At 70.6% G+C, this 26,506-nt stretch carries 25 protein-coding genes and 1 tRNA gene; 15 read left to right on the top strand and 11 right to left on the bottom strand.

Features of this window, described 5'->3' with window-relative positions; all coding sequences use genetic code 11:
- The first annotated feature begins 63 nt into the window (after positions 1-63).
- A complete protein-coding gene (locus tag AC3RJ7_RS14035) occupies positions 64-1,245 on the top strand; it encodes an alcohol dehydrogenase catalytic domain-containing protein (protein ID WP_491456469.1) in 1,182 nt (393 codons plus the stop codon).
- A 32-nt stretch (positions 1,246-1,277) separates the two neighbouring features.
- Positions 1,278-1,760, top strand: a complete 483-nt coding sequence (locus AC3RJ7_RS14030) for a DUF4383 domain-containing protein (RefSeq protein WP_491456468.1) — start codon at positions 1,278-1,280, stop codon at positions 1,758-1,760.
- Between the two features lie 28 nt (positions 1,761-1,788).
- Here the strand turns inward: AC3RJ7_RS14030 and AC3RJ7_RS14025 are convergent, their stop codons facing one another.
- Positions 1,789-2,502, bottom strand: a complete 714-nt coding sequence (locus AC3RJ7_RS14025) for a DUF6766 family protein (protein WP_491456467.1) — start codon at positions 2,500-2,502, stop codon at positions 1,789-1,791.
- 124 nt (positions 2,503-2,626) lie between these two features.
- Between AC3RJ7_RS14025 and AC3RJ7_RS14020 the strand changes: the two genes are divergently transcribed.
- From AC3RJ7_RS14020 to AC3RJ7_RS13990, 7 genes are all read left to right on the top strand, one after another.
- On the top strand, positions 2,627-3,652 hold the full coding sequence (locus tag AC3RJ7_RS14020) for a LacI family DNA-binding transcriptional regulator (RefSeq protein ID WP_491456466.1): 1,026 nt from the start codon (positions 2,627-2,629) through the stop codon (positions 3,650-3,652).
- Positions 3,653-3,950: 298 nt separating this feature from the next.
- On the top strand, positions 3,951-5,627 hold the full coding sequence (locus AC3RJ7_RS14015; RefSeq protein ID WP_491456964.1) for a glycoside hydrolase family 13 protein: 1,677 nt from the start codon (positions 3,951-3,953) through the stop codon (positions 5,625-5,627).
- Between the two features lie 47 nt (positions 5,628-5,674).
- Entirely contained in the window at positions 5,675-7,039 is a 1,365-nt protein-coding gene (locus AC3RJ7_RS14010; protein WP_491456465.1) for an ABC transporter substrate-binding protein, read from the top strand.
- A 5-nt stretch (positions 7,040-7,044) separates the two neighbouring features.
- On the top strand, positions 7,045-8,013 hold the full coding sequence (locus tag AC3RJ7_RS14005) for a carbohydrate ABC transporter permease (protein ID WP_491456963.1): 969 nt from the start codon (positions 7,045-7,047) through the stop codon (positions 8,011-8,013).
- 74 nt (positions 8,014-8,087) lie between these two features.
- Complete coding sequence (locus AC3RJ7_RS14000) at positions 8,088-9,008, top strand: carbohydrate ABC transporter permease (protein WP_491456962.1); 921 nt, start codon at positions 8,088-8,090, stop codon at positions 9,006-9,008.
- A gap of 88 nt (positions 9,009-9,096) precedes the next feature.
- Positions 9,097-9,169, top strand: a tRNA-Arg gene (locus AC3RJ7_RS13995).
- A 305-nt stretch (positions 9,170-9,474) separates the two neighbouring features.
- A complete protein-coding gene (locus tag AC3RJ7_RS13990) occupies positions 9,475-10,914 on the top strand; it encodes an APC family permease (RefSeq protein ID WP_491456464.1) in 1,440 nt (479 codons plus the stop codon).
- Between the two features lie 116 nt (positions 10,915-11,030).
- On the opposite strand, the gene AC3RJ7_RS13985 is transcribed toward AC3RJ7_RS13990, so the two are convergent.
- The 3 genes from AC3RJ7_RS13985 to AC3RJ7_RS13975 form a co-directional block, all read right to left on the bottom strand.
- Entirely contained in the window at positions 11,031-11,627 is a 597-nt protein-coding gene (locus tag AC3RJ7_RS13985) for a DUF305 domain-containing protein (RefSeq protein WP_491456463.1), read from the bottom strand.
- Positions 11,628-11,752: 125 nt separating this feature from the next.
- Positions 11,753-12,196, bottom strand: coding sequence for a hypothetical protein (locus AC3RJ7_RS13980; RefSeq protein ID WP_491456462.1), 444 nt, complete (start codon positions 12,194-12,196; stop codon positions 11,753-11,755).
- Between the two features lie 249 nt (positions 12,197-12,445).
- Entirely contained in the window at positions 12,446-13,819 is a 1,374-nt protein-coding gene (locus AC3RJ7_RS13975) for a hypothetical protein (RefSeq protein WP_491456461.1), read from the bottom strand.
- Between the two features lie 31 nt (positions 13,820-13,850).
- Between AC3RJ7_RS13975 and AC3RJ7_RS13970 the strand changes: the two genes are divergently transcribed.
- Positions 13,851-14,318, top strand: coding sequence for an Hsp20/alpha crystallin family protein (locus AC3RJ7_RS13970; protein WP_491456460.1), 468 nt, complete (start codon positions 13,851-13,853; stop codon positions 14,316-14,318).
- On the top strand, positions 14,315-14,629 hold the full coding sequence (locus AC3RJ7_RS13965) for a GNAT family N-acetyltransferase (protein ID WP_491456459.1): 315 nt from the start codon (positions 14,315-14,317) through the stop codon (positions 14,627-14,629). The genes AC3RJ7_RS13970 and AC3RJ7_RS13965 overlap by 4 nt, the downstream gene beginning before the upstream one ends.
- 366 nt (positions 14,630-14,995) lie before the next feature.
- Here AC3RJ7_RS13965 and AC3RJ7_RS13960 read toward each other — a convergent pair whose 3' ends face one another.
- The 4 genes from AC3RJ7_RS13960 to AC3RJ7_RS13945 form a co-directional block, all read right to left on the bottom strand.
- Positions 14,996-16,327, bottom strand: a complete 1,332-nt coding sequence (locus AC3RJ7_RS13960) for an APC family permease (protein ID WP_491456458.1) — start codon at positions 16,325-16,327, stop codon at positions 14,996-14,998.
- Between the two features lie 29 nt (positions 16,328-16,356).
- Positions 16,357-17,712 (bottom strand): M20/M25/M40 family metallo-hydrolase, encoded by a 1,356-nt coding sequence (locus tag AC3RJ7_RS13955; protein WP_491456457.1) that lies wholly within the window; start codon positions 17,710-17,712, stop codon positions 16,357-16,359.
- An 87-nt stretch (positions 17,713-17,799) separates the two neighbouring features.
- Positions 17,800-19,236 carry an SLC13 family permease gene (locus tag AC3RJ7_RS13950; RefSeq protein ID WP_491456456.1) on the bottom strand — a complete coding sequence of 479 codons (1,437 nt, stop codon included), beginning with the start codon at positions 19,234-19,236 and terminating at the stop codon, positions 17,800-17,802.
- A gap of 87 nt (positions 19,237-19,323) precedes the next feature.
- Positions 19,324-19,788: a MarR family winged helix-turn-helix transcriptional regulator gene (locus tag AC3RJ7_RS13945; RefSeq protein ID WP_491456455.1), complete on the bottom strand. Its 465-nt coding sequence runs from the start codon at positions 19,786-19,788 to the stop codon at positions 19,324-19,326.
- A gap of 285 nt (positions 19,789-20,073) precedes the next feature.
- On the opposite strand from AC3RJ7_RS13945, the gene AC3RJ7_RS13940 reads away from it, so the two are divergent.
- Together AC3RJ7_RS13940 and AC3RJ7_RS13935 are read left to right on the top strand one after the other, a co-directional pair.
- On the top strand, positions 20,074-20,448 hold the full coding sequence (locus AC3RJ7_RS13940; RefSeq protein WP_491456454.1) for an ArsR/SmtB family transcription factor: 375 nt from the start codon (positions 20,074-20,076) through the stop codon (positions 20,446-20,448).
- A gap of 83 nt (positions 20,449-20,531) precedes the next feature.
- Positions 20,532-22,148, top strand: coding sequence for a SulP family inorganic anion transporter (locus tag AC3RJ7_RS13935; protein ID WP_491456961.1), 1,617 nt, complete (start codon positions 20,532-20,534; stop codon positions 22,146-22,148).
- A gap of 280 nt (positions 22,149-22,428) precedes the next feature.
- Here the strand turns inward: AC3RJ7_RS13935 and AC3RJ7_RS13930 are convergent, their stop codons facing one another.
- Positions 22,429-23,223 carry a winged helix-turn-helix domain-containing protein gene (locus AC3RJ7_RS13930; protein WP_491456453.1) on the bottom strand — a complete coding sequence of 265 codons (795 nt, stop codon included), beginning with the start codon at positions 23,221-23,223 and terminating at the stop codon, positions 22,429-22,431.
- 504 nt (positions 23,224-23,727) lie between these two features.
- A complete protein-coding gene (gene upp / locus AC3RJ7_RS13925) occupies positions 23,728-24,360 on the bottom strand; it encodes a uracil phosphoribosyltransferase (RefSeq protein WP_491456452.1) in 633 nt (210 codons plus the stop codon).
- Positions 24,361-24,441: 81 nt separating this feature from the next.
- On the opposite strand from upp, the gene tadA reads away from it, so the two are divergent.
- A complete protein-coding gene (gene tadA, locus AC3RJ7_RS13920) occupies positions 24,442-24,918 on the top strand; it encodes a tRNA adenosine(34) deaminase TadA (RefSeq protein WP_491456451.1) in 477 nt (158 codons plus the stop codon).
- Between the two features lie 9 nt (positions 24,919-24,927).
- Here tadA and AC3RJ7_RS13915 read toward each other — a convergent pair whose 3' ends face one another.
- Positions 24,928-25,590, bottom strand: a complete 663-nt coding sequence (locus tag AC3RJ7_RS13915) for a TetR family transcriptional regulator (protein WP_491456450.1) — start codon at positions 25,588-25,590, stop codon at positions 24,928-24,930.
- A gap of 113 nt (positions 25,591-25,703) precedes the next feature.
- On the opposite strand from AC3RJ7_RS13915, the gene AC3RJ7_RS13910 reads away from it, so the two are divergent.
- Positions 25,704-26,489, top strand: a complete 786-nt coding sequence (locus AC3RJ7_RS13910) for an SDR family NAD(P)-dependent oxidoreductase (RefSeq protein ID WP_491456449.1) — start codon at positions 25,704-25,706, stop codon at positions 26,487-26,489.
- Positions 26,490-26,506: the final 17 nt, after the last annotated feature.

Raw genomic sequence — 26,506 nt, 5'->3', positions numbered from 1 at the left:
GGTGCCGGGCGTCCCGCTGTCAAGGCCCTGCCGAACGGGCGAGCGGCGCGACAGGATCGGCCCATGAGAGCCGTCGTGTGGCAGTCGCCGAGGTCGGTCGCGGTCGAGGACGTCGCCGACGCGGCCGTGCTCGAGGCGACCGACGCCGTCATCCGGGTGACCGCGACCGCGATCTGCGGGTCGGACCTGCACCTCTACGACGTGTTCGGGCCGTTCATGCACCGCGGTGACGTGCTCGGGCACGAAGCCATGGGCGTCGTCGAGGAGGTCGGCGCCGCCGTCCATCGCATCCGCGTCGGCGACCGCGTGGTCGTGCCGTTCGTGATCGCCTGCGGCGTGTGCCGGGCCTGCGAGCGGGGACTCACCAGCCAGTGCGAGACGACGCAGAACGTCGGGCACGGCACGGGCGCCGACCTCTACGGATACACCGAGCTCTACGGGGCGGTGGCCGGGGGCCAAGCCGAGTACCTTCGCGTGCGGCTCGCCGACGCGAACGCGGTCGTCGTCGGGCACGACCTGCCCGATGAGCGCTATCTCTACCTCAGCGACGTGCTGCCGACCGCCTGGCAGGCGGTGCGCAACGCCGGCGTCGCGCGGGGCGACTCGCTCGGCGTCATCGGGCTCGGCCCGGTCGGGCAGATGGTCGTGCGGATCGCGCGCCGCGAGGGCGTCGCCGTCATCGCGGTCGAGCCCGTGGTCGAGCGCCGACTCATGGCCGAGCGGTACGGCGCGGTGACGCTCGACCTCGACGATCGCGACGCGATCATCGATGCCGTACGAGGGTGGACCGAGGGCCGGGGCGTCGACGCCGTCGTCGACGCGGTGGGTCTCGAGGCCGACGGCAACGGCGCGACCGCCTTCGTGCAGCACGCGGTCGGCATGATGCCCGACGGCCTCTCGAAGGCGATGATGCGCAGGGCCGGGCTCGACCGCCTCGCCGCGCTGCACCTCGCGATCGAGCTCGTGGCCCGTGGCGGCACGGTCTCGGTCGTCGGCGTGTACGCCGGCATGGTCGATCCGATGCCGATGATGCAGGTCTTCGACAAGCAGCTCACGATCCGCGCGGGGCAGGCGAACGTGCAGCGATGGATGCCGCAGCTGCTCCCCCTCGCGGAGGCCGACGGCGACCCGCTCGGGCTCGAGGACCTCGCGACGCACCGGGTGCCGCTCGACCGGGCACCCGACATGTACGAGCAGTTCAAGCAGAAGGCCGCCGGCTGCATCAAGGTCGTCATGCGCCCGTAGGCCCGCAACACCGATCACGGAGGGAGCCACCAATGTCCATCCCGAACGCTGAATCCGCACGGCAGGTCCGCTACGCCGAGTCGCCCGTGCAGAAGGCCGCGGCGATCGTCGGCGCCGTGTTCATCGTCGTCGGCATCGCCGGGTTCATCCCGGGACTCACGACCGACGTCGGGTCGATGACCTTCACGGGGCACGAGTCGGGTGCGATGCTGCTCGGCGTCTTCCAGGTCTCGATCCTCCACAACTTCGTGCACCTCCTGTTCGGCCTCGCGGGACTGCTCTTCGCGACGAGCTTCGCCGGTTCGCGGGGATACCTGATCTGGGGTGGTGCCGTCTACGCCGCGCTGTTCGTGTACGGGCTCTTCCTGTCGGGGGATCACCCGGCGAACTTCGTGCCGCTCAACACGGCCGACAACTGGCTGCACGCGGCGCTCGCCGTGGCGATGATCCTGCTCGGCGTGCTGCTCGGTCGGCGGGGGACCGACGCGGTCCGATCCGGCCGCTCGACGGTGTGACCGTCCGGAGCCGCTCGCGCGGAGCGAGTCACGCGCCGGTCTCGTGGTGAGGTGTCGCGACCGGCTTCGACTCGGGCGATCCGCGCTGGCGGAGCAGAACCGATGCCCCGACGATCGCCGCGACGGCGAGGAACTCGCTCTGCCAGTTCTGCATCGACTCGAACCAGAACTGCGCGGTGCCGAGGTACTCCCACACCGAGACGCCGGGCAGGCCGTGCTGCAGTTGCTCCTCCGAGTAGGCGTCGGCGCCGCCGACCGCGTGCATGACGAACGACAGGCCGAAGAGCACGAAGAAGAAGATGGCGAGCGAGTTCTCGTAGAGCACCAGCACGAATCCGCCGCGGCGAACCGGCCACGGGGTGTCGGGCCCGATCTTCGCGTTGCGCGGGTCGGCGTCCTGCGCCGTCTTCCTGCCGATCGGCTTCGACTCGCTCGAGCCCTTCTGGAAGAGGAAGATCGTCAGCACGACGTACGCGCCCATCTGCAGGAACTCCGACTCCCAGTTCTCGAACGTCGCCTCGATGAACTGGCCGGAGCCGAGGTACTGGATGAGCCCGACCGGGTTCGCCCCGTGATCCTGCTGCTCCTGGTTGTAGACCTGGTAGCCGCTCGCCGCCATGCCGATCATGCACAGCGCGAAGATCGCGAGGCAGACCACGGACAGCGCGTGCTCGCGCAGCCAGCGCATCGGTCCGCGCGCTGGGCGTCTCGCCGAGCGTGCCGCGGTCGATTCCGTCACCATTCCGACCCCCTTCGAGAGCGATGCTGCCGCCGCGTCGACGGAGCGGCAAGGGGTTGACCAGGCATCCCGGATTCCACGCTCGACGTTGTCGAGTTCTTGCAATGCCTCGCGTAGCATTGCCGCCATGTCGAGAAGGCTCGCGGATGTCGCACGCAAGGTCGGAGTGAGCGAGGCGACGGTCAGCCGGGTGTTGAACGGCAAGCCCGGCGTCTCGCCGTCGACCCGTGATGCCGTGCTCACCGCGCTCGACGTGCTCGGCTACGAGCGGCCGACGAAGCTGCGCGGCGAGCGAGCGCGCCTCGTCGGGCTCGTCATGCCCGAGCTGCAGAACCCGATCTTCCCCGCGCTCGCCGAAGTGATCGGCGGCGGGCTCGCGCAGAACGGCTTCACGCCCGTGCTCTGCATCCAGACGGCGGGCGGCATCTCCGAGTCCGACTACGTCGAACTGCTGCTGCACCAGCAGGTCTCGGGCGTGATCTTCGCGGGCGGTGCTTACGCGCAGGCCGACGTCAACCACGACCACTACGAGCGACTGCGCGAGCTCAAGCTGCCGACCGTGCTCGTGAACGCCCCGATCGACGGCATCGGCTTCGCGACGGTGTCGTGCGACGACGCCGTCTCGACGGAGCAGGCGCTCGGACACCTCGCGCAGCTGGGCCACGAGCGCATCGGCCTGCTGCTCGGGCCGAGCGACCACGTGCCCTCGCAGCGCAAGCTCGCGGCCGCCCTGGCCACGGCGGGGCGGCTCGGCGTCGAACTGCCCGAGGAGCGCATCGTGCACTCGTTCTATTCGCTCGAATCGGGGCAGACGGCCGCGGCGAAGCTGCTCGCGGCCGGCGTGACGGGCATCGTGTGCGCGAGCGACCCGATGGCGCTCGGCGCGGTGCGCGCGGTGCGGCGCGCGGGGCTCCGCGTGCCCGACGACGTCTCGGTGATCGGCTTCGACGACTCGGCGCTCATGAACTGCACCGAGCCGCCGCTCACGACCGTGCGCCAGCCGATCGAGGCGATGGGCAAGATGATCATCGAGCTGCTCATGCGGCAGATGTCGAGCGAACGGACCATCGGCGACGAGGTGTTCTTCGCGCCGGAGCTCGTCGTGCGGGGGTCGACGGCGCCGGCGCCGGCGCCGTTGCGGTCGGTCGAGTAGCGCGCAGCGCGTATCGAGACCACCGCTCTGCGCGACGGTGGTCTCGATACGCGCTGCGCGTCTACTCGACCGACGGGCGGGGCGCTGCGCGCCGACTCGACCTACGGGCCGCACCTACTCGACCGACCTGTTTCTGCAAGCGACTGCCGCAAGTCGGCGCAAACTGTCGCAAACCTGTGTCGGATTGTTGAATAGTTGCATCATTCTGTTGCTCTCATTACGTTGAGCCGCATCGACGCCGACGTCTCCACCGCTCGGCGCGAAGCCCGCCCGACTCGAGGAGAACGACCGCGTGACCATGCCGCTCACCGACGCCCCCGGCACCGTGCCCGCCGCGCTCGAGCACGACCCGCTCTGGTGGCGCAGCGCCGTCATCTACCAGGTGTACGTGCGCAGCTTCGCCGACTCCGACGGCGACGGCACGGGCGATCTGCGGGGCGTGCTGAGCCGCCTCGACTACCTCGCCGACCTCGGCGTCGACGCGCTCTGGTTCAATCCCTGGTACCCGTCCCCCCTCGCCGACGGCGGCTACGACGTCGCCGACTACCGCGACATCCACCCCGCCTTCGGCACGCTCGCCGACGCCGAGCGGCTCATCGCCGCGGCCGCCGACCGCGGCATCCGCACGATCATCGACATCGTCCCGAACCACGTGAGCTCGCGGCATCCCTGGTTCGAAGCCGCGCTCGCCGCCGGGCCCGGCAGCCCCGAGCGCGAGCGCTTCTGGTTCCACCCCGGCAAGGGCGAGGGCGGCGACGAGATCCCGACCCGCTGGGTGTCGAACTTCCAGGGCGACACCTGGACCCGCACGGTGAACCCCGACGGCACGCCGGGGGAGTGGTACCTGCACCTCTTCACCCCCGAGCAGCCCGACCTCAACTGGAACCACCCCGACGTGCGCGCCGAGCACGAGGACATCCTGCGGTTCTGGTTCGACCGCGGCGTCGCGGGCGTGCGCATCGACTCGGCGGGCCTCCTCATCAAGGACCCGTCCCTGCCCGAGGTGCCCGAGACGGTCGCACCCGGGGCGCACCCGACCGAGGACCGCGACGAGGTGCACGAGGTCTATCGGTCGTGGCGGCGCATCGCCGACTCGTACGACGGCACGCGCGTGCTCGTGGGCGAGGTCTGGGTGCCGGATGCCTCCCGCTTCGCGGCCTACCTGCGGCCCGACGAGATGCACACGGCGTTCAACTTCGACTTCATGTCGCGGCCGTGGGAAGCGGCGGAGCTGCGGGCGTCGATCGACCTCATGCTCGCGGCCCACGCGCCCGTCGACGCCCCGAGCACCTGGGTGCTCTCGAACCACGACATCACCCGCCCGGTCACCCGGTACGGCCGCACCGACTCGTCGTTCGCCTTCGCGAAGAAGCGCTTCGGCACGCCGACCGATCTCGCGCTCGGCACGCGTCGCGCCCGTGCCGCGGCGCTGCTCACGGCGGCACTGCCCGGGTCGCTCTACGTCTACCAGGGCGACGAGCTCGGGCTGCCCGAGGTCGAGCTGCCGCGCGAGGCGATCGACGACCCGATGCACTTCCGCTCGGGCGGCGTCGACCCCGGCCGCGACGGATGCCGGGTGCCCCTGCCCTGGCGCGGCACGTCGGCGCCCTTCGGGTTCGGCCCGGCCCGAAGCGAACCCTGGCTGCCGCAACCCGCCGCCTGGGCGGCACTCACGGTGCAGGCCCAGCAGGCCGACCCGTCGTCGATGCTCTGGCTGTACCGGCAGGCGCTACGGCTCCGCAAGCGCGAGGCGGCCCTCGGCGACGGCCCGATGGCCTGGATCGAGCACGCTCCCGACGTGCTCTGCTTCCGCCGGGGCGACGACCTCGTCTCGATCACGAACCTCGGTCAGGCGCCCGTCGCCCTGCCCGACCACGAGAGCATCCTGCTCGCAAGCGCCCCGCTCGAGGCCGGCCTGCTCCCCGCCGATGCGACGGCGTGGCTGCGCGTCGCGCCCGCGCCGCGGCATCCCTGAACCGCACCACCGCACCACCCTCTGCACCGCACCGAAAGGAACAGACAATGAAGTCCTCACGCAGCATCGCGATCGCGGGGCTCACCGTCCTCGTGGTCGCCGGATCGCTCGCCGCCTGCAGCGCCGACCCGTCGGGCGGTGACGACGGCAAGCTGGAACTGCGCGTCGCCACCTTCCCGCCCGGGGCCGACCAGGCCGCGTACGACGCCTTCGCCGAGCAGGAGCAGCAGTTCGAGGAGGCCAACCCCGACATCGACGTCATCGGCGTCGAGTACGAGTGGACGGCCCCGACCTTCGCCGCGCAGCTCGCCGGCGGCAGCCTACCCGACGTGTTCACCGTGCCGTTCACCGACTCGAAGACGCTCCTCGAGAACGACCAGCTCATGGACCTCACCGACGAGATCGACGAGCTCGGGTACACCGACAAGTTCAACCCGATCATCCTGGAGGAGGTCACCGGCGCCGACGGCGAGCTGTACGGCTTCCCGCGGCAGGCGTACGCGAACGGCCTGCACTACAACCGCGACCTGTTCGAGCAGGCCGGCCTCGACCCCGACCAGCCGCCGACGACGTGGGACGAGGTGCGCGCCGCGGCGAAGACCATCGCCGAGAAGACCGGCAAGGCCGGGTACTCGACCATGACGACCGGCAACACCGGCGGCTGGCAGCTCTCGGTGCAGGCCGACTCGCGAGGCGCCTCGATGCAGGAGGCGAACGACGACGGAACCTACACCTCGACGATCGACAACGACGCGACGAAGGCGACGCTCGAGTACCTGCACGACCTCCGCTGGGAGGACGAGTCGATGGGCGCGAACTTCGACCTCGACTGGGGCACGATCAACCAGGAGTTCGCCGCCGGCAACATCGGCATGTACACGACCGGGTCGGACGTCTACACGGCGCTCGTGCGCGACTTCGGCATGGCCCCCGACCAGTACGGCCTCACCGTCATCCCCACCGAGGACGGCGGCGGCGTGCTCGGCGGCGGCGACATCGCCGTCGTCGCACCCACGGTCGACGACGCGACCAAGGCCGCCGCGGTCAGCTGGATCGACTGGTACTACATGCAGAAGCTCCTGAACGAGGACGCCGCCGTCGCCGACGCGAAGGCCCTCGCTGCGAGCGACCAGGCGGTCGGCACCCCGGTGCTGCCCGTGCTCGACCGCGAGACCTACGAGGAGTCGCTCACCTGGATCGAGCCGTACGTCAACGTGCCGCTCGACCAGATGACGGGCTTCACCGAGGGCATCTTCGACCAGACGCCCGTGGGCGAGTTCAAGGGGCAGACGCAGCCGATCTACGCCCTCATGGACAACCTCGTGCAGGCCGTGCTCACCGACGAGAACGCCGACATCGACGCGCTGCTCGCGCAGGTCGACGCCGACGCGCAGGCCCTGCTCGACCAGTGACGACGATGATCGAACGGGATGCCGCGGCAGAGGTCGCGCCGCGGCATCCCGCATCTTCGAAACCGGGTGGGCGCCGCCGGCGCACCCCGCTCACGTGGCTCCGCCGCGGCGGCCTGTCGAACCTCGTGTTCGCGGCGCCGCTGGTCATCGTGTTCGCGGTGTTCAGCTGGGGCCCGATCGTGCGCGCCGTCGTCATGAGCTTCCAGAAGACCAACCTCGTCGCCCCGCCGGTGTGGGTCGGCCTCGACAACTTCGCACGCGTGCTCGCCGACCCGAACCTCGGCGTCGCGATCGTGAACACCCTCTACTTCGCGCTGCTCGCCCTGCTCTTCGGGTTCCCGCTGCCGATCCTGCTCGCGGTGCTGATGAGCGAGGTGCGCCGGGGCAAGGGGCTCTACAGTGCGCTCGCCTACCTGCCCGTCGTCGTGCCGCCCGTCGTCGCGGTGCTCCTGTGGAAGGTCTTCTACAACGCGAGCCCCGAGGGTGTCTTCAACACGATCCTCGGCTTCGTGGGCATCCCGCCGCAGCCGTGGCTGCAGTCGGCCGCGACCGCGATGCCCTCGATCGTGCTCGAGGCGACGTGGGCGGCCGCGGGCGGCTCGATCATCATCTACCTCGCCGCCCTCATCGCCGTGCCGCCCGAGCTCTACGACGCCGCCGAGGTCGACGGCGCCGGCATCTGGCGAAAGGCCTGGCACGTGACCCTCCCGCAGCTGCGCGGGGTCATCTTCATCATGCTGATCCTGCAGGTGATCGCGACGAGCCAGGTCTTCCTCGAGCCGTTCCTGTTCACGGGCGGCGGGCCGAACAACGCCACGCTCACGATCCTCCTGCTCATCTACCGCTACGCCTTCCAGAACAGCCTCGGCGGGGCCCTGGGCGAGGCCACCGCGCTGAGCCTCATGCTCGCCGTCTTCCTCGCACTCCTCAGCTGGGTGTACTTCAAGGCCACCGACCGTTGGAGCACGAATTGACCGGCGCACCAGACCAGCCGCTGCTCGACGAGCCGCTGCTCGACCGGCCGCACGGCGCGGCCCCTCGCCCGAGCCTGCTCGTGTCGCGGCGGCGCGAGCGCGACCCGCGCGACGACCTCGGCGATCGCGGCATCCTCTCGACCTCCGACCGGCGACGGGGCAGCGTACGGGCGTCGATGACGCTCGTGCACGTGCTGCTCCTCGTCGGGCTCGTCGTCGCCGGGCTCGGACCCTTGCTGTGGCTCGCGAAGTCGGCCGTGTCGACGACGCAGGACACGCTGAGCCACCCCTTCGAGTTCTGGCCGAGCGGCATCGACTGGGCCAACCTCGGCACGGCGTGGAACGACCTCCACATCGACCAGTACTTCCTCAACACGGTGTGGGTCGCGGCGGGGTCGTGGTTCTTCCAGGTGCTCATCGCGACGACCGGCGGCTACGTGCTGTCGGTGCTGCGCCCGAGGTACGCCCCGGTCCTCAACGCGCTCGTGCTCGCGACGCTGTTCATCCCGGCGTTCGTGCTGCTCGTGCCGCTCTACCTCACGATCCTCGACCCGCCCCTCGTCGGCACCTCGCTGCTGAACACGTACTGGGCGGTGTGGCTGCCGGCCGCGGCGAACGCCTTCAACATCCTGCTCGTGAAGCGGTTCTTCGACGGGCTTCCGCGCGAGGTGATCGAGGCGGCGCGCACGGACGGGGCCGGGCCCTTCCGGGTGTTCTGGTCGATCGTGCTGCCGATGTCGAAGCCGATCCTCGGAGTCGTTTCGGTGTTCGCCGTGATCGCCGCGTGGAAGGACTACCTGTGGCCGCTGCTCGTGCTGCCCGACCCCGCAGTGCAGCCGCTGTCGGTGCGCCTGCCGGCGGTGCAGTCGCAGACCGAGCTCGACGTCTTCCTCGCGGCGCTCGCGATCTCGACGCTCATCCCGGTCGTGCTGTTCCTCGTGTTCCAGCGGTTGTTCCTCCGCGGCGCCGGGCTCGGCGGCGCGGTGAAGGGGTAGGCCCGTCGCCCGATTGGCGATCTCGCGCCGCGTGGGTTAGAGTTACGTGGTTGCCTGATCGCAGATGATGCGGCAGGCGACGAGCCATGCGCCCGTAGCTCAATGGATAGAGCATCTGACTACGGATCAGAAGGTTGGGGGTTCGAGTCCCTCCGGGCGCGCGGAAGAAGGCGGTTCGCACTGTGCGAGCCGCCTTCGTCGTTTTCAGGCGACGTGTGCGCGTCAGGTGACCCACGGTGCTTTTCAGCCGTCTCTGAGAGCAAGACCGTCCGATTCGTGGGTGATTTCGTCATCGGTCAACTGATTCCGCAGAATTCATGTACTGTGATGCGGCGGTCGGAAAACGTCCCGTCGATGGACGGACTGGATGGTCCGCCGCGTTTGACTGGACACAGTGTCGTCTCCGATCGCTCGTCGATCGGGTAACGTCACCCTGCTCGACAATGACGACCCGAGAGGATCGATGATGACCCGAACCGCCACCACGGCTCACCCGACGCTGAAGCGCTCGCTCGGCCTCTGGGCGATCGTCGCCCTCGGCCTGGGCTACATGACGCCGATGACCGTGTTCGACACCTTCGGGTACGTCTCCGAGGCGAGCGGCGGCGTCGTGCCGCTCGCCTACGTCTTCGCGCTCGTCGTCATGCTCTTCACGGCGATCAGCTACGGGCGCATGACCCGCGTCTACCCCTCGGCCGGCTCCGCGTACACCTACGCGTCCGAGACCGTCCACCCGAACTTCGGCTGGATCGTCGGCTGGACGGCGCTGCTCGACTACCTGCTGCTGCCGCTCGTCAACGCGCTGCTCGTGCGGCAGTACCTCGAGTCGTTCTTCCCCGAGGTGCCGGGATGGATCTGGGTCGTGGCCTACGTCGCCGTGATCACGCTGCTGAACCTCTGGAGCATCACGTCGACCTCTCGGGTGAACGCGACGCTGCTCGTCTTCCAGGTCGTGCTGATCGGCGTCTTCATCGTGCTCGCCTGGGCCGCCCTGTCGCAGGGCGCCGGCAACGGCACGCCGTTCAGCCTCGAGCCCTTCTGGAACGCCAACGTGCAGATCATGGCGGTCGTGAGCGCCGCGACGATCGTCTGCTTCTCGTTCATCGGCTTCGACGCGATCACGATGTACACCGAGGAGGCGAAGCACGCGAGCGTCGTGCCCAAGGCCATCGTGCTCGCCCTGCTGATCGGCGGCCTCATCTTCTTCACCGCCGCCTGGTTCACGCAGTCGCTGTTCCCGACCGACGCCGGCTTCGAGGGCACCGCGCTGCCCGAGATCGCGAACTCCGTCGGCGGCATGATCTTCCAGATCTTCTTCGTGTCGGCGGCGGTCGCCGCGGCCGTCGCCTCGAGCCTCGCCTCGCACGCGAGCGTCTCGCGCATGATCTACGTCATGGGCCGCAACGGCACCGGGCCGATCTCCCAGTTCTTCTCGTTCGTGCACCCGAGGTTCCGCACGCCGGCCGTCGCCGTGGTCTTCGTCGGAATCGTCTCGCTCGGCGCGGCGTTCGCCGACCTCGACTTCATCTTCACGCTCATCAACTTCGGCGCGCTCATCGCGTTCACGATCGTGAACGTGACCGTGATCCTCCACTTCGCCGTGCGCAACAAGCAGGTGAGGGGCTTCTCGCAGGTCTTCCGCAACATCGTGCTGCCGGCCATCGGCATCGTGCTCACGGTGCTGCTGTGGGTCAACCTCAGCATCGACGCGATGATCTCCGGCTTGGTCTGGCTGTTCATCGGCTTCATCGTGCTGCTCGTGATCACCCGCTTCTTCACGCGCAACCTGCGCATGTCGTTCGACGAGGACGCCGTCATCGCCGAAGGCGAAGAGGGCGAGGCGGCGCTCAGCGAGGCCGACCGCGAGGTGCTGCACGAGCACGGCGAGGGCGACCCGCGCGCCTGAGGCCGAGCGCCCGACGGCGCACCCGACCGCGTACCCGAAGCGGCCCCGCCATGAGGCGGGGCCGCTTCGGCGTTCGGGCGGGAACCGGCGCCCGTGCGGGCCGCGCCGGGCCGCGCTCAGCGCTCGCCGAGCAGCTCCTGCATCGTCGCGATCTCGGCGGTCTGCGTCTCGACGATGGCCTGCGCCATCTCGAGGGCGCCCGGGTGCTCGCCGTCGGCGAGCTCGGCCTCGGCCATGTCGATCGCGCCATCGTGGTGCACGATCATCTGCTCGAGGAACAGTCGCGACGCCTCGTCGCCCGTCGCCTCGGCGAGGGCGGCCAGGTCGTCCTCGGACATCATGCCGTCGCCGTGGTCCATCCCGGTGTCGGTGCCGTGGTCCATGCCGGACATGCCGACCCACTCGTCGACCCACTCGTTCAGCTGGTCGATCTCGGGCTGCTGGGCGGCCTTGATCTGCGTCGCGAGCTCGCGGACGGCGGGGTCGATGCCGTCCTTCGCGAGCAGGTCGTCGCTCATCTCGATCGCCTGCTCGTGGTGGGGGATCATCATCTGGGCGAACATCACGTCGGCGGCGTTCGCGGACTCGGCGTCCATCATGCCGGAGCCGTCGCCGGAGCCGTCGCCGGGGCCCGAGGCGGCGCAGGCCGACAGGGCGAGCGCGGCGGTGACGGCGATCGCGGCGGCGGCACGCAGGGTCTTGGTCGTGTTCATGGTCGTTGCTTCTTCTTTCGGGGTCTCTGAATCGGATGCGGAGGCGACCCGGTGGGGTCGATGCGGTGCGGCGGGTCGCAGGCCGGTACGGGATGCCACGGCTACGGCCGCCGGGCGGCGTCGATTCAGGTCCGACTGATGGAGAGGGCGACGAGACTGGGCGGTCGTGGCGGCGCCGGGTTCCGCAGCCGCTCGACCACTGGCTCGAGTGCGCGCGCGGCGCCGCGCATCGTGCCGGGCGCCGCGGCCATGAGCAGCGCGACCGCCGCCGCGAACATGCCGCACCCGAGCATCATGAGGGCGCAGCCGCCGAGGTCGTCGAGCGCCGGATCGGCGATCCGGGTGGAGGCCTCGTGCCCCGTGCCGTGCGGATCGTCGGCGCCCGTCGCCGCGGGCTCGGCGTGGTGGGCGGCCGACGGGGCCGCGTGCGCCGTGTGCTCGGGACCCGAGCCGGTCGCATGCATCGCGAGCAGGCCGACGATGAGCATCGCCATGGCGAACACGCCGGCGAACGTCGCCCGTACGGTGCGCGAGGCCGGCAGCGCGGCGCGGCGGATCCGATCGAGCATCGTCGGCCACCTCCTCGCCATGGGATACCCCCCTAGTGTATCCAAGCAACCGCCGGGGCGGAACGGCGATGCTCGCCGGGGGCCGATTCCGGCGGCTCCCGCGTCGGATTCCACCCGATCCGTACGATGGCACCGCGCGAACGCGGTGGTTAGGCTCAAAAGGACGTCCGATTTCCGTGAAGGATTCGACCGATGCGGGGTGCGATCGCGGAGAGGTTCTCCGCTTCATTCGCCCGGGGGCTCGCAACATCATTCGGAGCGATGCAGCCGGGCGCGACCGACCGTGAGGGGCACGGCCGGCTGATCGTGCTGCCCGCGGGGTCGCCGGCGTTCACCGTCCCGGCCGTCATCGCCGCATCGGCCGGCGCGGCGCCGCCCGCCTCGTGGTCGGCCGTCGCGCTCACCGACCGCGTCGCGCTCACCGACCCCGTCGCCGAGCCGGCGCCGCTCGCCGCCGTCCCGGCCGATGCCCGCCATGCCCGCATCGCGTCGATGGTGCGGCGCCTCTACGCGCTGCTGATCGCGGCCGCCGTCTCGATCGTGCTCTACCGGGCGTTCGACGACGGTGCGGCCTTCGGGTCGGCGGGCGCGTTCGAGCGCGGTGCGCTCGACCCGGCCGGGGTCGTTCCGGCGATCGCGGGCGGTGCCGCCGTGTGCGCGGCGCTGCTCGTCGCCTCGGCGTCGAGGGCGAGCCTGGCGGCCGTCGCCCATCTCCGCCTGCCGGGCCTCGGACCCGGCGCCCGCGCGATCGCGAACGGGCTGGCCTGGGCGTCGCTCGCGCTGCTCGCCGTGCATTTCACCGCCGACGCCTTCGACCCGCTGCCCGGCGGACACGGCCTCTTCGGCATGCTCCTCGGCGGGGCGTTCGGCGCGGGCACGTACCGACTGCACCGGCACGCGATCGACCACGAGGCCTACCGCACCTTCAACCTGGTCGCGATGCTGCTCGCGGCCGGCAGTCTCGCGAGCATGAGCATCACGCCGACGGGCGACTGGTGGACCCGCAACTTCTCGACGCTCGGCACGTCGAACGACCTCGCCGCGGCCTGCTTCAACGTCGCGGTCGTCGTGTCGGGTGCGGGGATGGCGGGCCTCTCGGGTGCGCTGACGCGGGCGCTCGCCCTCGGCGGGTTCGGCATCCGCCGCGGCGCCCGCACCTCGATGCGCGTGCACATCGGCCTCGTCGGCTTCGGGCTCATGGGCGTCGGGGCGGTGCCGATCGATCGGGTGCCCCTGCTGCACAACGCGTTCGCGCTGCTCGCCGCCGCCGCGTTCGCGTCGCTCTGCCTCGGCACCCGCTGGTACGCGCGACGCATGCCGCGGGGCTTCGTGCGCTTCTCGTACCTCGCGCTCGTCATCGAACTGCTCGCGATGGTCGGCTACGACCTGCTCGGCTGGTTCAACCTGACGGTCTTCGAGATCATCGCCTTCGCGCTCGTCTTCGCGTGGCTGATCGCGCTCGTCGCGACGACGTCCGGCCACCGGCACCACCATCGGCACGGGGATGACGCGGACGACGGCCGAGGCATCCACGAGGTCGGTCGCGGCCGTTCGCTGTCGGCGCAAGCCGACGCGGAATCTCCGACGGAGCACGGCGTTGTGGTCGATAGAGAGTTGAGCCAAATCGACTCAACATCATCGACCAGGAGGAAAGATGTCCACCGCCTACGACCCGTTCCGCGACCTCGACCGGGTCGCGTCCGCCCTCTTCGACACCCGGCGCGGCCCGCGCAGGATGCCGATGGACCTCTACCGCGACGGCGACCACTACGTGCTGACCGCCGACCTTCCGGGCATCGATCCCGGATCGGTCGACATCGACGTCGACGGCCAGCTGCTCACCATCCGCGCCGAGCGCACCCTGACGACCGGCGACGGCGTGAAGTGGATCACCCGCGAGCGCGAGGCCGCCTCGTTCCTGCGGCAGCTCAACCTCGGTCAGGGCGTCGACACCGACCGCATCTCCGCGAGCTACACGAACGGAGTGCTGAGCGTCACGATCCCCGTCAGTGAGAAGGCGAAGCCGCGCAAGATCGCGGTCGAGCACGGGGATGCCTCGCCGTCGGCCACGACCGTCGACCAGGTCGCCGGGGCCGACCGCATCGAGCCGGTCGAGTCGTGAGCGGGGCACGCGCCGCCGGGCCCGCCGCCGTCGTCGAGATCACGCGCCTCGACGACCGTCTCCGGTACGAGATCGTCGTCGACGGCGAACGCGCCGGCTTCGCGCAGTTCCGGCTGCTGCCCGGCTCGATCGTGTTCACGCACACCGTGATCCGGCCCGAGTTCGAGGGCCGCGGGCTCGGCAGCCGACTCGCGAAGCACGTGCTCGACGACGCGGTGGCCCGAGGCGAGCGCATCGTCCCCGTGTGCCCGTTCATCGCGGCCTACTTGCGCGACCACGCCGGCTACGAGGCATCCGTCGACTGGCCCTGATCGACCCGGGCGGAGGGCCGATCGTCCACAATCCGGCGCTCCGGGCGAATCCCCCCGTTCGGGGCGATGCGCCGTGGTCGGGAGGGCGGTTACGATTCCAGCACAACCCGAGTCCAGACCCGACCGGACCGGCCCGTTGCCCCTGACGGCCGAGCGATCGGAACATGTCCCTATCGATCGCTCGGGTCCAAGCTCGCCGAGCTCAGTTCGGGTCGCTCGGCGGGACGGTCTCTTCGCGAGACCGCGATGGGGTGGGAGGTAGGGTTCCCACCCCATCGTCGTGCCGCAATCCCATTCCGCCGTGCCCCGCACCGGGCAGCGACGAGCCCCCGGACGACAGCGCGTCCGGGGGCTCGCGGCGTGCGCTCAGGCGGCCGTCGTCCGGCGACGGGCGGCGGCCTTCCACGCGAAGTCGACGACGGTCGCGATGACGATGATCGCGACGAGCGCGATCGCCGTGGCCGGCTCGTTCACGAGGGTCGTCGTGCAGAAGACGACGAACGTGCCGAGCGTCGCGATCAGGGCGACGACGAGCACCACGATGTTCGCCCCCGTCTCGCGGAAGATGCGGAAGTGCGCCACCGTCACGGCCGAGAAGACGAGCAGCGCGACCGCGCTGCCGATCGACGCGATCTTGTTGAGGTCGAAGCCGACCACGAGCACGGTCGCGAGCACCGCCATCACGATGAGGCCGAACGGGAACCTCGCGAACGACCGGCCGAAGACGGGCGGGAACTGCCCGACCGACGCGAGGTGCTGCGTCATGCCGATGGACGGGTAGAGGCCCGCGTTGACGGCGCCCGTCGTCGAGAACAGTGCGGTGATCACCATGAGCACGTACCCGGCCTGGCCGAGCGTCGGCTTCGCGGCCTCGGCGAGGGCGGTGGTGCCGTACTCGACCACCTGCTCGGCCGTCAGGGTGCCGAAGACGCCGAGCGACACGGCGACGTAGATCGTCGTCGCGATCGCGAGGGCGAAGTAGATCGCCTTCGGCAGCTGACGCGACGGGTTCGGCAGGTCCTTCGCGGTGAAGGTGATGACACCGAATCCGAGGAACGCGAAGAAGGTCAGCGCGACGCTCGAGATGATCTGCTGCAGGCCGGGGTACCCGGCCGGGTCGAGGAGGGCGGGGTCCCAGTTCGCGATCGTGACGGCCGCGAACACGACGAGGATCGCGAGCACGACGACGACGATCACCGACTGCACCCGCGCGACGACCTGGGAGCCGACCGCGTTCAGGCACGACATGACCACGATGAGCAGCACGCCGAGCACCTTCGCCCACCCGGGGTCGCCGCCCGCGACGACCGAGCTCGCGTAGCCGCCGAACGACGACGCGATCATCGCGACGACGATCGAACCGGCCGTGAAGAACAGCCACGAGCCGATGCCCGTCAGATGGCCCTCGCCGAACCCCTTCGAGAGGTAGGTGAGGATGCCGCCGCCCGACGGGTACTTCGCGCCGAGCTTCGCGAACGAGTAGCCCTGCAGGGCGGCGATGATTCCCGCGATGAGGAACGACACCCAGACGGCTGAGCCGGCGACCGCGCCGGCGGCACCGAGCAGGGCGAAGATGCCCGCGCCCACCATCGAGCCGACGCCGATGAAGGTCGCCTGCAGCACGGTCATGCGCTTCTCGGGTGTGCCCGCGGCGCTCCCGTCGGCGTTCGGCCGGGCCGGCGGCTGCTCAGCGCTCACGGGCACCTCACCCCTCGGTCACCCACGGATCAGGACTGCGCCGACTCGGCGACGCCCCTGATGAAGAGGGTCTGCGCCGCGATCATGCGCTCGATCTCGCCGGGGTCGACCGACTCGTCCGACGCGTGGATGCGGGACTGCGCGGTGTCCTCGGCGCCCCAGAGGATGATCGCCGAACCCGGCGACACCTTCTGCAGGCTGGCCACGAGCGGGATCGAGGCCCCGCTGCCGATGTTCTCGACGGGCGCGCCGTAGGCGTCGGCGAGGGCGCTCTCGGCGGCGACGATGGCCGGGTGCGAGGCATCCACCGCGAACGCGTGACCCACCTTCACCTTCTCGACCTCGACCTCGCAGTTCCACGGCCGCTGCGACCGCAGGTGCGACATGAGCGCCTCGAGCTGCGCGTCGCCGTCGGAGCCGGGCACGATGCGCATCGAGAGCTTCGCCGTCACCGACGGCAGCAGCACGTTCGAGGCCTCGGCGGTGTTCGGCAGGTCCATGCCGAGCACCGTGACCGAGGGCTTCGCCCAGATGCGGTCGGAGAGCGAGCCCGTGCCGAGGAAGTCGACGCCGGGCAGGATCGCCGAGCCCTCGCGGTAGACGTCCTCGTCCATGTCTGCGCCGCTCCACGACGAGCTGTCGACGCCGGGGATGACCGTGTCGCCGTGCTCGTCGTGCAGGGTGTCGAGGATGCGGATCATGGCCGTCATCGCGTCGGGGGCCGCGCCGCCGAACATGCCCGAGTGCACGGGGTTGGCGAGCGTGCGCACCGTGACCGTGCAGGCGACGTCGCCGCGCAGCGCGGTCGTGAGACCGGGGCGGCCCACCTGCTGCGGGCCGATGTCGCCGATGACGTACGCGTCGGCGGCGAAGAGCTCGGGGTTGGCCTCGACGAAGTCCTCGAGGTGCGAGATCGTCTCCTCCTCGCCCTCGACGAGGATCTTGATGCGGCACGGCCGGTCGGGACCGATGAGCTTCAGGGTGCCGTAGTGGATGACGAGACCCGACTTGTCGTCGGCGGCGCCGCGACCGTAGATGCGGCCGTCCTCCTTCGTCACCGGCTCGAACGGCGAGCTCGACCAGCCCTGGCTCTCGGGCGCCGGCTGCACGTCGTAGTGGGCGTAGAGCAGCACGGTCGGCGAGCCCTCGGGCCCGGGCAGGTCGGCGTACACGCACGGGTAACCGCCCGGCACGTCGAGGAGGCGCACGCCCTCGGCCCCCGCGGCCTCGAAGAGCTCGACGACCGCCTCGCCCATGCGGTGCACCGGCTCGGGGTCGAAGCCCGGGAAGGCGACGGACGGGATGCGAACGAGCCCCTCGAGCCGATCGATCACCTCGGGCATGAGGTCGGCGGCGGCGCGCTTCAGGTCATCGGTCTCGGACATGGTCTCTCCTTCGATGGGTGCTTCTGATCGGAAGTCCGGGATGTGCCGAACGGAGCGGGCGCTCGCCCGCTCCGTTCGGGTGGTGGATCAGGCCGGGACGACGAGCTGGATCAGCAGGCCGGCGAGCACGACGGCGACCCACGACACGAGCATCGGGATCGTGAACGAGTGCCAGACCGGCACCTGTGTGAGCTTCGTCGATCCGGTGAGGTCGGTCTCGACCGCGGCGATCTGCGAGCCGTTGGCCGGGAAGAGCCAGACGCCGATGAGCGACGGCCACATGGCGGTGATGATGCCCGGGGCGAGTCCGGCGGCCAGCGCGATCGGGATCATCGTGTTCGTGGTCGCCGACTGGCTCGTCGTGAGACCGCAGACGATGAAGAGGGCGACCGCGAGCAGCAGCGGGTTGGCCTCGATCATCGCGCCGAGCGGCTCGATGATGGTCTCCTCGTTCGCCGAGATGAAGGTGTCGGCCATCCAGGCGATACCGAACAGGGCGACCGCAGCGACGAAGCCGGCCTTCAGCAGCGGCTGCTCGACCACCGCCGAGGGCTTCACCTTGCGGACGAGGATGATGACGAGCGCCACCGTGAACATGACCATCTCGATCACGGTCGACATGCCGATCGGCACGAGCTCGCCCTCTTCATCGGGGAACGCGGGGCGGAGGCTCGGGAACAGGCCGAGCAGCACGATGAGCAGCGTGCCGGCGACGAAGATCCAGGCCGAGACCGCGCCGCCCGGGGGCACCGGGTGCTCGATCCGCACCGGCTTCGCCTCGGCCGGGGTCTCCGGCCCGCCGGTCTTCACGGCCGTGGCGGTGCCGCCGGCGGTGCCGCCGCCGACCTTGGCCTCGTAGCGGGCCTTGAGCGCGGCGGGAACCTCGACGGTGCCCTCCTCGACGCGCTTGAGGAACACCGGGTCGTCGAGCAGGTCCTTGCCGACGCGCTGCTGCACGATCGAGGTGACGATGCACGCGACGATCGCCGCGGGGATCGTGATGAGCAGGATCTGCGGAAGGCCGTACCCGGTGCCGTCCATGAGCACGAGGTAGGCGGCCATGGCGGCCGACACGGGGCTCGCGGTGATGCCGAGGCCCGAGGTGACGGTCGACGACGCGAGCGCGCGCTCGGGGCGCTGCCCGTTGCGGTACGCCGTTTCGTAGATCACCGGGATGAGGGCGAAGAAGATGTTCGACGTGCCGGAGAGCACCGTGAAGACGAAGGCCACGAGCGGGGCGACGTAGGTCAGCCGCTTCGGGTTCGCCTGGATGATCTTCGACGCGATCGACACGAGGTAGTCGATGCCGCCCGCCGCCTGCATCGCCGACGACGCCGTGATCACCGCGATGATGATGAAGAAGGCGTCGACCGGGATCGACCCCGGCGGCAACTGGAAGACGAACACCAGGATGACCGTGCCGACGACGCCCCAGAGACCGAGGCCGAGGCCGCCGGTCCGGACACCCATGACGATCGCGCCGATGACGACGCAGGCCTGCAATGTGACGAGCACATAGTCCACGGCAGCCTCCCCAAGCCAAGCCTCAACTTGAGGCTGAGGCTATTCGGAGAGCCTCCTCCGCGTCTAGACCCTTCTTCGGGAGTTCGCCTATTCGTCGGTCGGGAGGGTGTCGGCTCGCATCGGGTCTGCGCGCAGGCGGGTGCAGAGCTCGATGAGCGTGCGGAGCTCGTCCTCCGAGAGGATGTCGCCGAACTGGCGGTTGATCGCGTCCATGTGCGAGACGGCGACACGGCGGAACAGGGCGAAGCCCTCTTCCGTGATGCCGACGATCGTGCCGCGTCCGTCGGCGGGGTCGGGGGCCTTCGTCACGTACCCGCGCGCCGTGAGCCGGTCGACGAGGCGGCTGACGCTCGGCTGGGTGATGAGCACGTTCCGATTGAGGTCCTTCAGGCGCAGCCGACGGCCCGGCGAGCGGGAGATGTTGAACAGCACGTCGTACTCGTTGAGCGAGATCACGTCGCTCGGGAACTCGGCCGCGAGCGCCCGCATGATCGTCACCTGCGCGCGGAAGAGCGACTCCCACGCGGCCACGGTGGTCGCACGATCGGCCATGCCGGCTCCCTTCGACGGATTGACCCATCCAACAATAGGGAACCGCGGGAGACGGCGCAGGGGGGAACGGTCGAGGGCCGGTCGTAGAGGCTGACGACCGGCCCTCTCCCTTGCACCAAGAGTGTCCTGCAATCACATTCCGCGCCGTCCGCCACAGCAAACAGCCGGCGCACTTCCGAATATATAACGGATCGGTAACAGGCGCTAGTTATCGTTCTGTGATTTTTCCAGGCGCCGATCTCAGCGCATGATGGATTCATCAATCCATCAAGTGAAGGATGCCTCGTGCCCCACCCCGACGCCCATCGGCCGCTCTACGAAGTCAAGGCGAACCTGTTCAAGGGGCTCGCGCACCCCCTTCGGGTGCGCGTGCTCGAGGTGCTCTCGGCGAACCCCGAGGCATCCGTGTCGGAGCTGCTCGATGCGACCGGCCTCGAGGCCTCGCACCTCTCGCAGCACCTCGCCGTGCTCAAGCGCAACCTGCTCGTCGTCGCCGAGCGGCGAGGCAACCAGGTGTTCTACCGGCTCGCCTATCCCCAGGTCGCGGACCTCCTGCGCGTCGCCCGGGCCCTGCTCGGCGAGATCCTGCAGACCACCGAGCGGCAGCTCGTCGAGCGCACGGGACTGCCCGAGATCCCGCCCGCAGCGGTCGGCTCGTGACCGGGGCGACGCCCGCCGACGGCGGCGCCGGGGGCCCCCGACGTTCCGGCGCCCTCGCCCGACTCGGGCGCTCGGCCGTCACGCTGCTGCCGAGCGCGGCCGACTACCGCGATCTGCGACGCACCTGGCGGGGCGACGTGGTCGCGGGCATCACCGTGGGCATCGTCGCCCTGCCCCTCGCACTCGCGTTCGGCGTCAGCTCGGGCGCGGGCGCCGAGGCCGGACTCGTCACGGCGATCGTCGCCGGCGTCGTCGCCGCGGTGTTCGGCGGCTCGAACGTGCAGGTGTCGGGGCCGACGGGGGCGATGGTCGTCGTGCTGGCCCCGATCGTCGCGGCTCACGGTGCGGGCGTGCTCGCGCTCGTCGGCGTGCTCGCGGGGGTGGTCGTCGTGGTGGCCGGCGTGCTCCGGCTCGGTCGCGCGGTGACCTACATCCCATGGCCGGTCATCGAGGGGTTCACGCTCGGCATCGCGATCATCATCTTCCTGCAGCAGGTGCCGGCCGCGGTCGGCGCGGCGCCCGGCGACAGCACGAACGCCGCCGTGGCCGCCGTGCAGTCGCTCGCGTCGGTCGAATGGCCGGATGCCGCGTGGTCGATCGCCATCGTCGTGGTGGTCGCCGCGATCATGCTCGTCGCTCCGCGGCTGCACCCGAAACTGCCCGGCTCGATCATCGCGATCATCGTCGTGAGCGCCGTGGCGGTGCTCGCGCAGGCACCGGTCGCGACCATCGGCGAGCTGCCGGCCGGACTGCCGGCGCCGACCCTGCCGACCGCCGACTGGTCGACGGTCACGGGGCTCGTCGGTGCGGCGCTCACGGTCGCGGCGCTCGCTGCGATCGAGTCGCTGCTCTCGGCGCGCGTCGCGGCATCGATCTCCGACACCGGGCCGTACGACGCCGACCGCGAGCTCGTCGGGCAGGGCCTCGCCTCGGTCGCTGCGGGGCTGTTCGGCGGCATGCCCGCCACGGGCGCGATCGCGCGCACGGCCGTCAACGTGCGCTCGGGCGGACGCACGCGGCTCGCGGCCGTCGTGCACGCGCTGCTGCTGCTCGTCATCGTGCTCGTCGGGGGCGCGGTCGTCGCCGTCATCCCGCTCGCGGCGCTCGCGGGTGTGCTCATGGTCACGGCCACGCGCATGATCTCCGTCGCGACCGTGCGCACGGTTCTCGGCTCCACCCGGTCGGATGCGGCCGTGTTCGTGGTCACCGCCGTCATCACGGTGAGCTTCGACCTCATCTACGCCGTGCTCATCGGCATCGCGGTCGCCGCGTTCTTCGCGCTGCGCGCCCTGTCGCGGTCGAGCGGGGTGCACCGCGAGGAGCTGCCGCCGCCCGCGGAGCCGGGCGACGAGCGCATCGCCCTGTTCCGGCTCGAGGGGGCGCTCTTCTTCGGTGCGGCCGAGCGCATGCTCGAGCGCGTCGGCGACATCCGCGGCATCGAGGTCGTGATCATCCGGATGTCGCAGCTGCAACTGCTCGACGCCACGGGCGCGCAGGTGATCACCGAGCTCATCACGGCGCTCGAGCGCCGCGGCGTCACGGTGCTCGTCAAGGGCATCCGGGCCGACCACCTCGGCGTCGCGACGCGCGTCGGCGTGGTGTCGTCGCTCAGGCACCAGAACCACCTGTTCGACGACCTCGGCCTCGCGGTCGCCCACGCCCGGAGTCACGTCGCGCGCGCGACCCCGCCCGCTGGTTGAGGAGCCAGCGACGAAGGAGCACGCGTCTCGAAACTTGCTGAGCCGGTTCCGAAAGCGGGTCGCCTTCCCCAACTGCGACCACATGACCACACCCTGCGCGACCACATGACCACATGACCACACACACGCCGCACGGGCTTACCCCCGCCCATCGAGGAGTGAGCGACCAGCGGGGTGCGCGGCGGCGTCCACGACGTACAGGATGAGCAGAGCGGTTCCGTGCCCGCGAGCGTGCGCGTCGCCTCGTCCTGCACCGGTGAGGCGGCCGCCGGCTCGACGCTCAGTAGAGGTCGGGAGACGGCGTCGAGGCCTGGCGGATCGAGACATCCGCGTGACGGTCGAAGCGGTAGCCGACGCCGCGCACGGTGCGCACGATGTCCTGGTAGTGGGCGAGCTTCGAGCGCAGGCGGCGCACGTGCACGTCGATCGTGCGCTCGCTCGGGGCCTCGTCGTCGGCGTCCCAGAGGCTCTCGATGAGCTCGTGGCGGTCGATCGTGCGGCCCTCGCGCAGCACGAGGTACTGCAGCAGCTCGAACTCCTTGTACGTGAGGCCGGCGGCCTCGCCGTCGAGCAGCACGCGCTTGCGCGAGATGTCGATGATGACGCCGTTCGGGTGCCGGTCGGCGTCGTTGCGGGTGCCCTTGCCCTCGCGCTGCTTGGCGAGCGCGGCCGGGTCCTGCAGGGCGAGGCGCACGACGTCGACGTCGCGACCGCCCGCGCCCTCGGGCGCCAGCGCCACGGCGGCGTAGGTCTCCGACGACGGGGAGACCTCGGCGGTGAGGGCGCGCAGCGCCTCGACGATGCGGTGGAGCGTGGTGCCGTCTTCGGCGGCCTTCGCCTCGTCGATGCCGACGTAGAGCACGAAGCCGCGGGCCTCGGTGCCCTCGGGCACGGCACGGACGCGGGGGGCCGGAGCGGCGGGGCGGGCGGGCACCGACGCGGTCTCGGCGGTGACGGCCGTCGAGAGCGAGCGGAGGGGCGCGGCCGAGGGGGCCGCGGTGAGCGACGGAGCTGTGCGGGCCTGCACCGGGCGGACGGCGGGGGCGACGGGAGTGGTGGCGAGAGCGAGAGACATGACGGGGATCCTTGCGAGTCGAAGGGTGCTGCAGACGACCCCGATCAGCGGGGTCGGAAACGAGAGGCCGATACGGCCGGGCGAACCCCCGAGAGCCGGGAGGTTCAGTGGAGTCCGTGTCGACCGGGATGCGGGTCGGCTGCGGAACTCGGCGGTCGAGTCGCGGTCAGCGGCACATTCGACAACACATGGGCGCACGCGCCGACATCATGATGCCGGTCGTCCTGTTCACCTCGCGGGTGGTCAGGGAGCGTGCGTTCTCAGTCATGGGTGCGAGTAAATCCGAGAGTCGAGCGTGTGTCAATTCGTGACCCTCGGATGACGGGGTATGACGTCGCAGCCGGTGCGCGCCAGCGCGAGGCATCCGGAGGATTCAGACAGCCGGATGCCCCGCATCAAAGAATCTTCGACAAGGAGCGAATTTCAGAAATCTTCCTCATCGGTACTGCGCCCCGGCGTGTCCAAGCTCGCAGATCCTGCGAGCGGCAGAGGTAGGAGTCGTGCTTATACCGTGCCGTAGAGGCGATCGCCCGCATCGCCGAGGCCGGGCACGATGAAACCGTGCTCGTTGAGACGCTCGTCGATCGCGCCGAGCACGAGCGTCACCTCGCGGCCGTGCAGCGCCTTCTCGACGGCCTCGAGCCCCTCGGGCGTCGCGAGGATGCAGATCGCCGTGACGTCGGTCGCGCCGCGCGCGAGCAGGAACTCGATCGCCGCGCTGAGCGACCCGCCCGTCGCGAGCATCGGGTCGAGCACGAAGCACTGCCGGTCGGAGAGGTCGTCGGGCAGCCGCTCGGCGTACGTCGTCGGCTGCAGCGTCTCTTCGTCGCGGGCCATGCCGAGGAAGCCGACCTCGGCGCTCGGCAGCAGCTTCACCATGCCCTCGAGCATGCCGAGGCCGGCGCGCAGGATGGGCACGATGAGCGGCTTCGGGTCGGCGATGCGCACGCCGGTGGTCGGGGCGACCGGAGTCACGATGTCGACCGGCTCGACGCGAACGCCGCGCGTGCCCTCGTAGGCGAGCAGGGTCATGAGCTCTTCGACGAGCGAGCGGAAGACCGGCGACGGCGTGTTCTCGTCGCGGAGCACCGTCAGTTTGTGGGTGATGAGCGGGTGGTCGGCAACGTGGACTCGCATAGGCTCGATTCTAGATTGCGGGGCCCGCGTTCTGTTCCGGGAATGTCGGCCTGTTCGGGGGTTCGGCGAGGGGAGAGCGGCATGGATGCTTCGGGGCCGGCGATCCACCGCGAGTGGATGGCGCTCGCGCTCGCCGAGGCGGCGCAGGCGCCAGCGACCCGCGACGTGCCGGTCGGCGCCGTCGTCGTCGACGCCGGCGGCAGGGTGGTCGCATCGAGCCGCAACGAGCGGGAACTGCACGGCGACCCCACCGCGCACGCCGAGGTGCTCGCGCTCCGCCGTGCGGCCGAGGCGACGGGCGACTGGCGACTCGAGGGCTGCACGCTCGTCGTCACGCTCGAGCCGTGCGTCATGTGCGCGGGCGCGATCCTCGCCGCGCGGGTCCCGACGGTCGTCTTCGGTGCCTGGGACGAGAAGGCCGGTGCCGCCGGTTCGCTCTACGACGTGCTGCGCGACCGGCGGCTCAACCATCGGGTCGAGGTCTACGCGGGGGTCGAGGCCGAGGCATCCGCGCGGTTGCTGCTCGACTTCTTCGAGGACCCGCTGCGCCGCCCGTAGCGGCGCTCCTCAAGCAGCGGGGTCGGACCCCGGCGCGAGCGTGATGCCGCGCGAGAGGTGCTCGAACGCGCGCACCGCGAGGTCGGCGGGAGAGCCCGGGCCGGTATCGGGCCCGTCGCCCGCGGCCCACGCCTCGAGCCCCACGCGCACCGCGTCGGTCGCCGCCGCCGCGGCCAGGCGCACCTCGAACGGGTCGGCGCCGTCGGCGAGCCCCGCGATGATCCCGCGCAGCCGCGCCTCGGAGTCGTGGTTCACCCGGTGCCACACCGTGAGCAGGGCCGGATCGTCGGCGGCCGCGCGCAGCAGCCCGCGGGTCCATCGCAGGCCCTCGTGGCCGACCTCGTCGTCGGGCGTGAGCTGCGCCTCGATGACCGCGGGGATCGCCGAGACGGGGTTGCCCGTCGTCGCTGCGAGGGCCCGCTGCCAGGCGTCGGCGCCGCCCGCGAGGAGCGGCCCGACCGCATCCTCCTTGGTCCGGAAGTAGCGATAGAACGTACGCAGGGAGACCCCCGCGCTCGCGGCGATCGCCTCGGCGGTCACCTGGTCGGCGCCGTGCTCGGTGAAGAGCACCGCCGCGGCACGGGCGATCTCGAGTTGGGTCGCGGCCTTGCGTCGCGCGGTGAGCGTCGGCGTCGGTGCGGCCGGCGCGGTGGCGGGGTCGGTGCGGTCCACCCTCGAAGCGTACGCGAAATACTCCGCGGCTGGTCGTGGTTTGACATAGTGGCACGTCATGCCATACCGGCGTAACGTGTAGCAAACCATCCGGACTCTCGAAAGGTCGAAACATGAACCGCTATGAAGGTCGCCGCGCACTCGTCACCGGCGGAGGCTCGGGCATCGGCCAGGCCACCGTGCTGCGCATGCTCGCCGAGGGCGGCCGCGTCGTCGCCGCCGACGTCAGCGCCGCGGGCCTCGCCGACACCGTCGCCAAGGCCGGCGACGCCGCCGAGCGCCTGCACACCGTGACGATGAACATCGCCGACGAGGCATCCGTGAAGGCCGGCGTCGCCGACGCCGTGGCCTGGCTCGGCGGGCTCGACGCGCTCGTGAACGCGGCGGGCATCCTGCGCTCGTCGCACACCCACGAGACCTCGCTCGACGCGTTCGAGCAGGTCATCCGCGTGAACCTCACCGGCACCTTCCTCGTGATCCGCGAGGCGATCCCCGCGCTGCTCGAGGGCGAGGGGTCCGCGGTCGTGAACTTCAGCTCCACCTCGGCCGCGTTCGCGCACCCGTACATGGCGGCCTACGCGGCCAGCAAGGGCGGCGTGCAGTCGATGACCCACGCGCTCGCCGCCGAGTACGCCAAGCAGGGCATCCGCTTCACCGCCGTGCAGCCCGGTTCGATCTCGTCGGGCATGACCGACGGTTCGGGCGAGTCGAAGCAGAGCCAGGGCCCCGGCCTCCCCGAGGACGCCGACATGATGCTCTTCATGAAGCTGCAGCCCGCGCTCGGCCAGGGCTTCGCCGGCCCCGAGACGGTCGCGTCGGTCGTCGCGATGCTCGCGAGCGACGACGGCCGGTTCATCACCGGCACCGAGGTGCGCATCGACGGCGGCACCCACTTCTGAGTCCCGAATCAGGAAGA

The sequence above is a fragment of the Agromyces solani genome (assembly GCF_058349925.1).
Note: the sequence above shows the minus strand (reverse complement) of the source record. Positions and strands in the feature narration are given on the sequence as shown.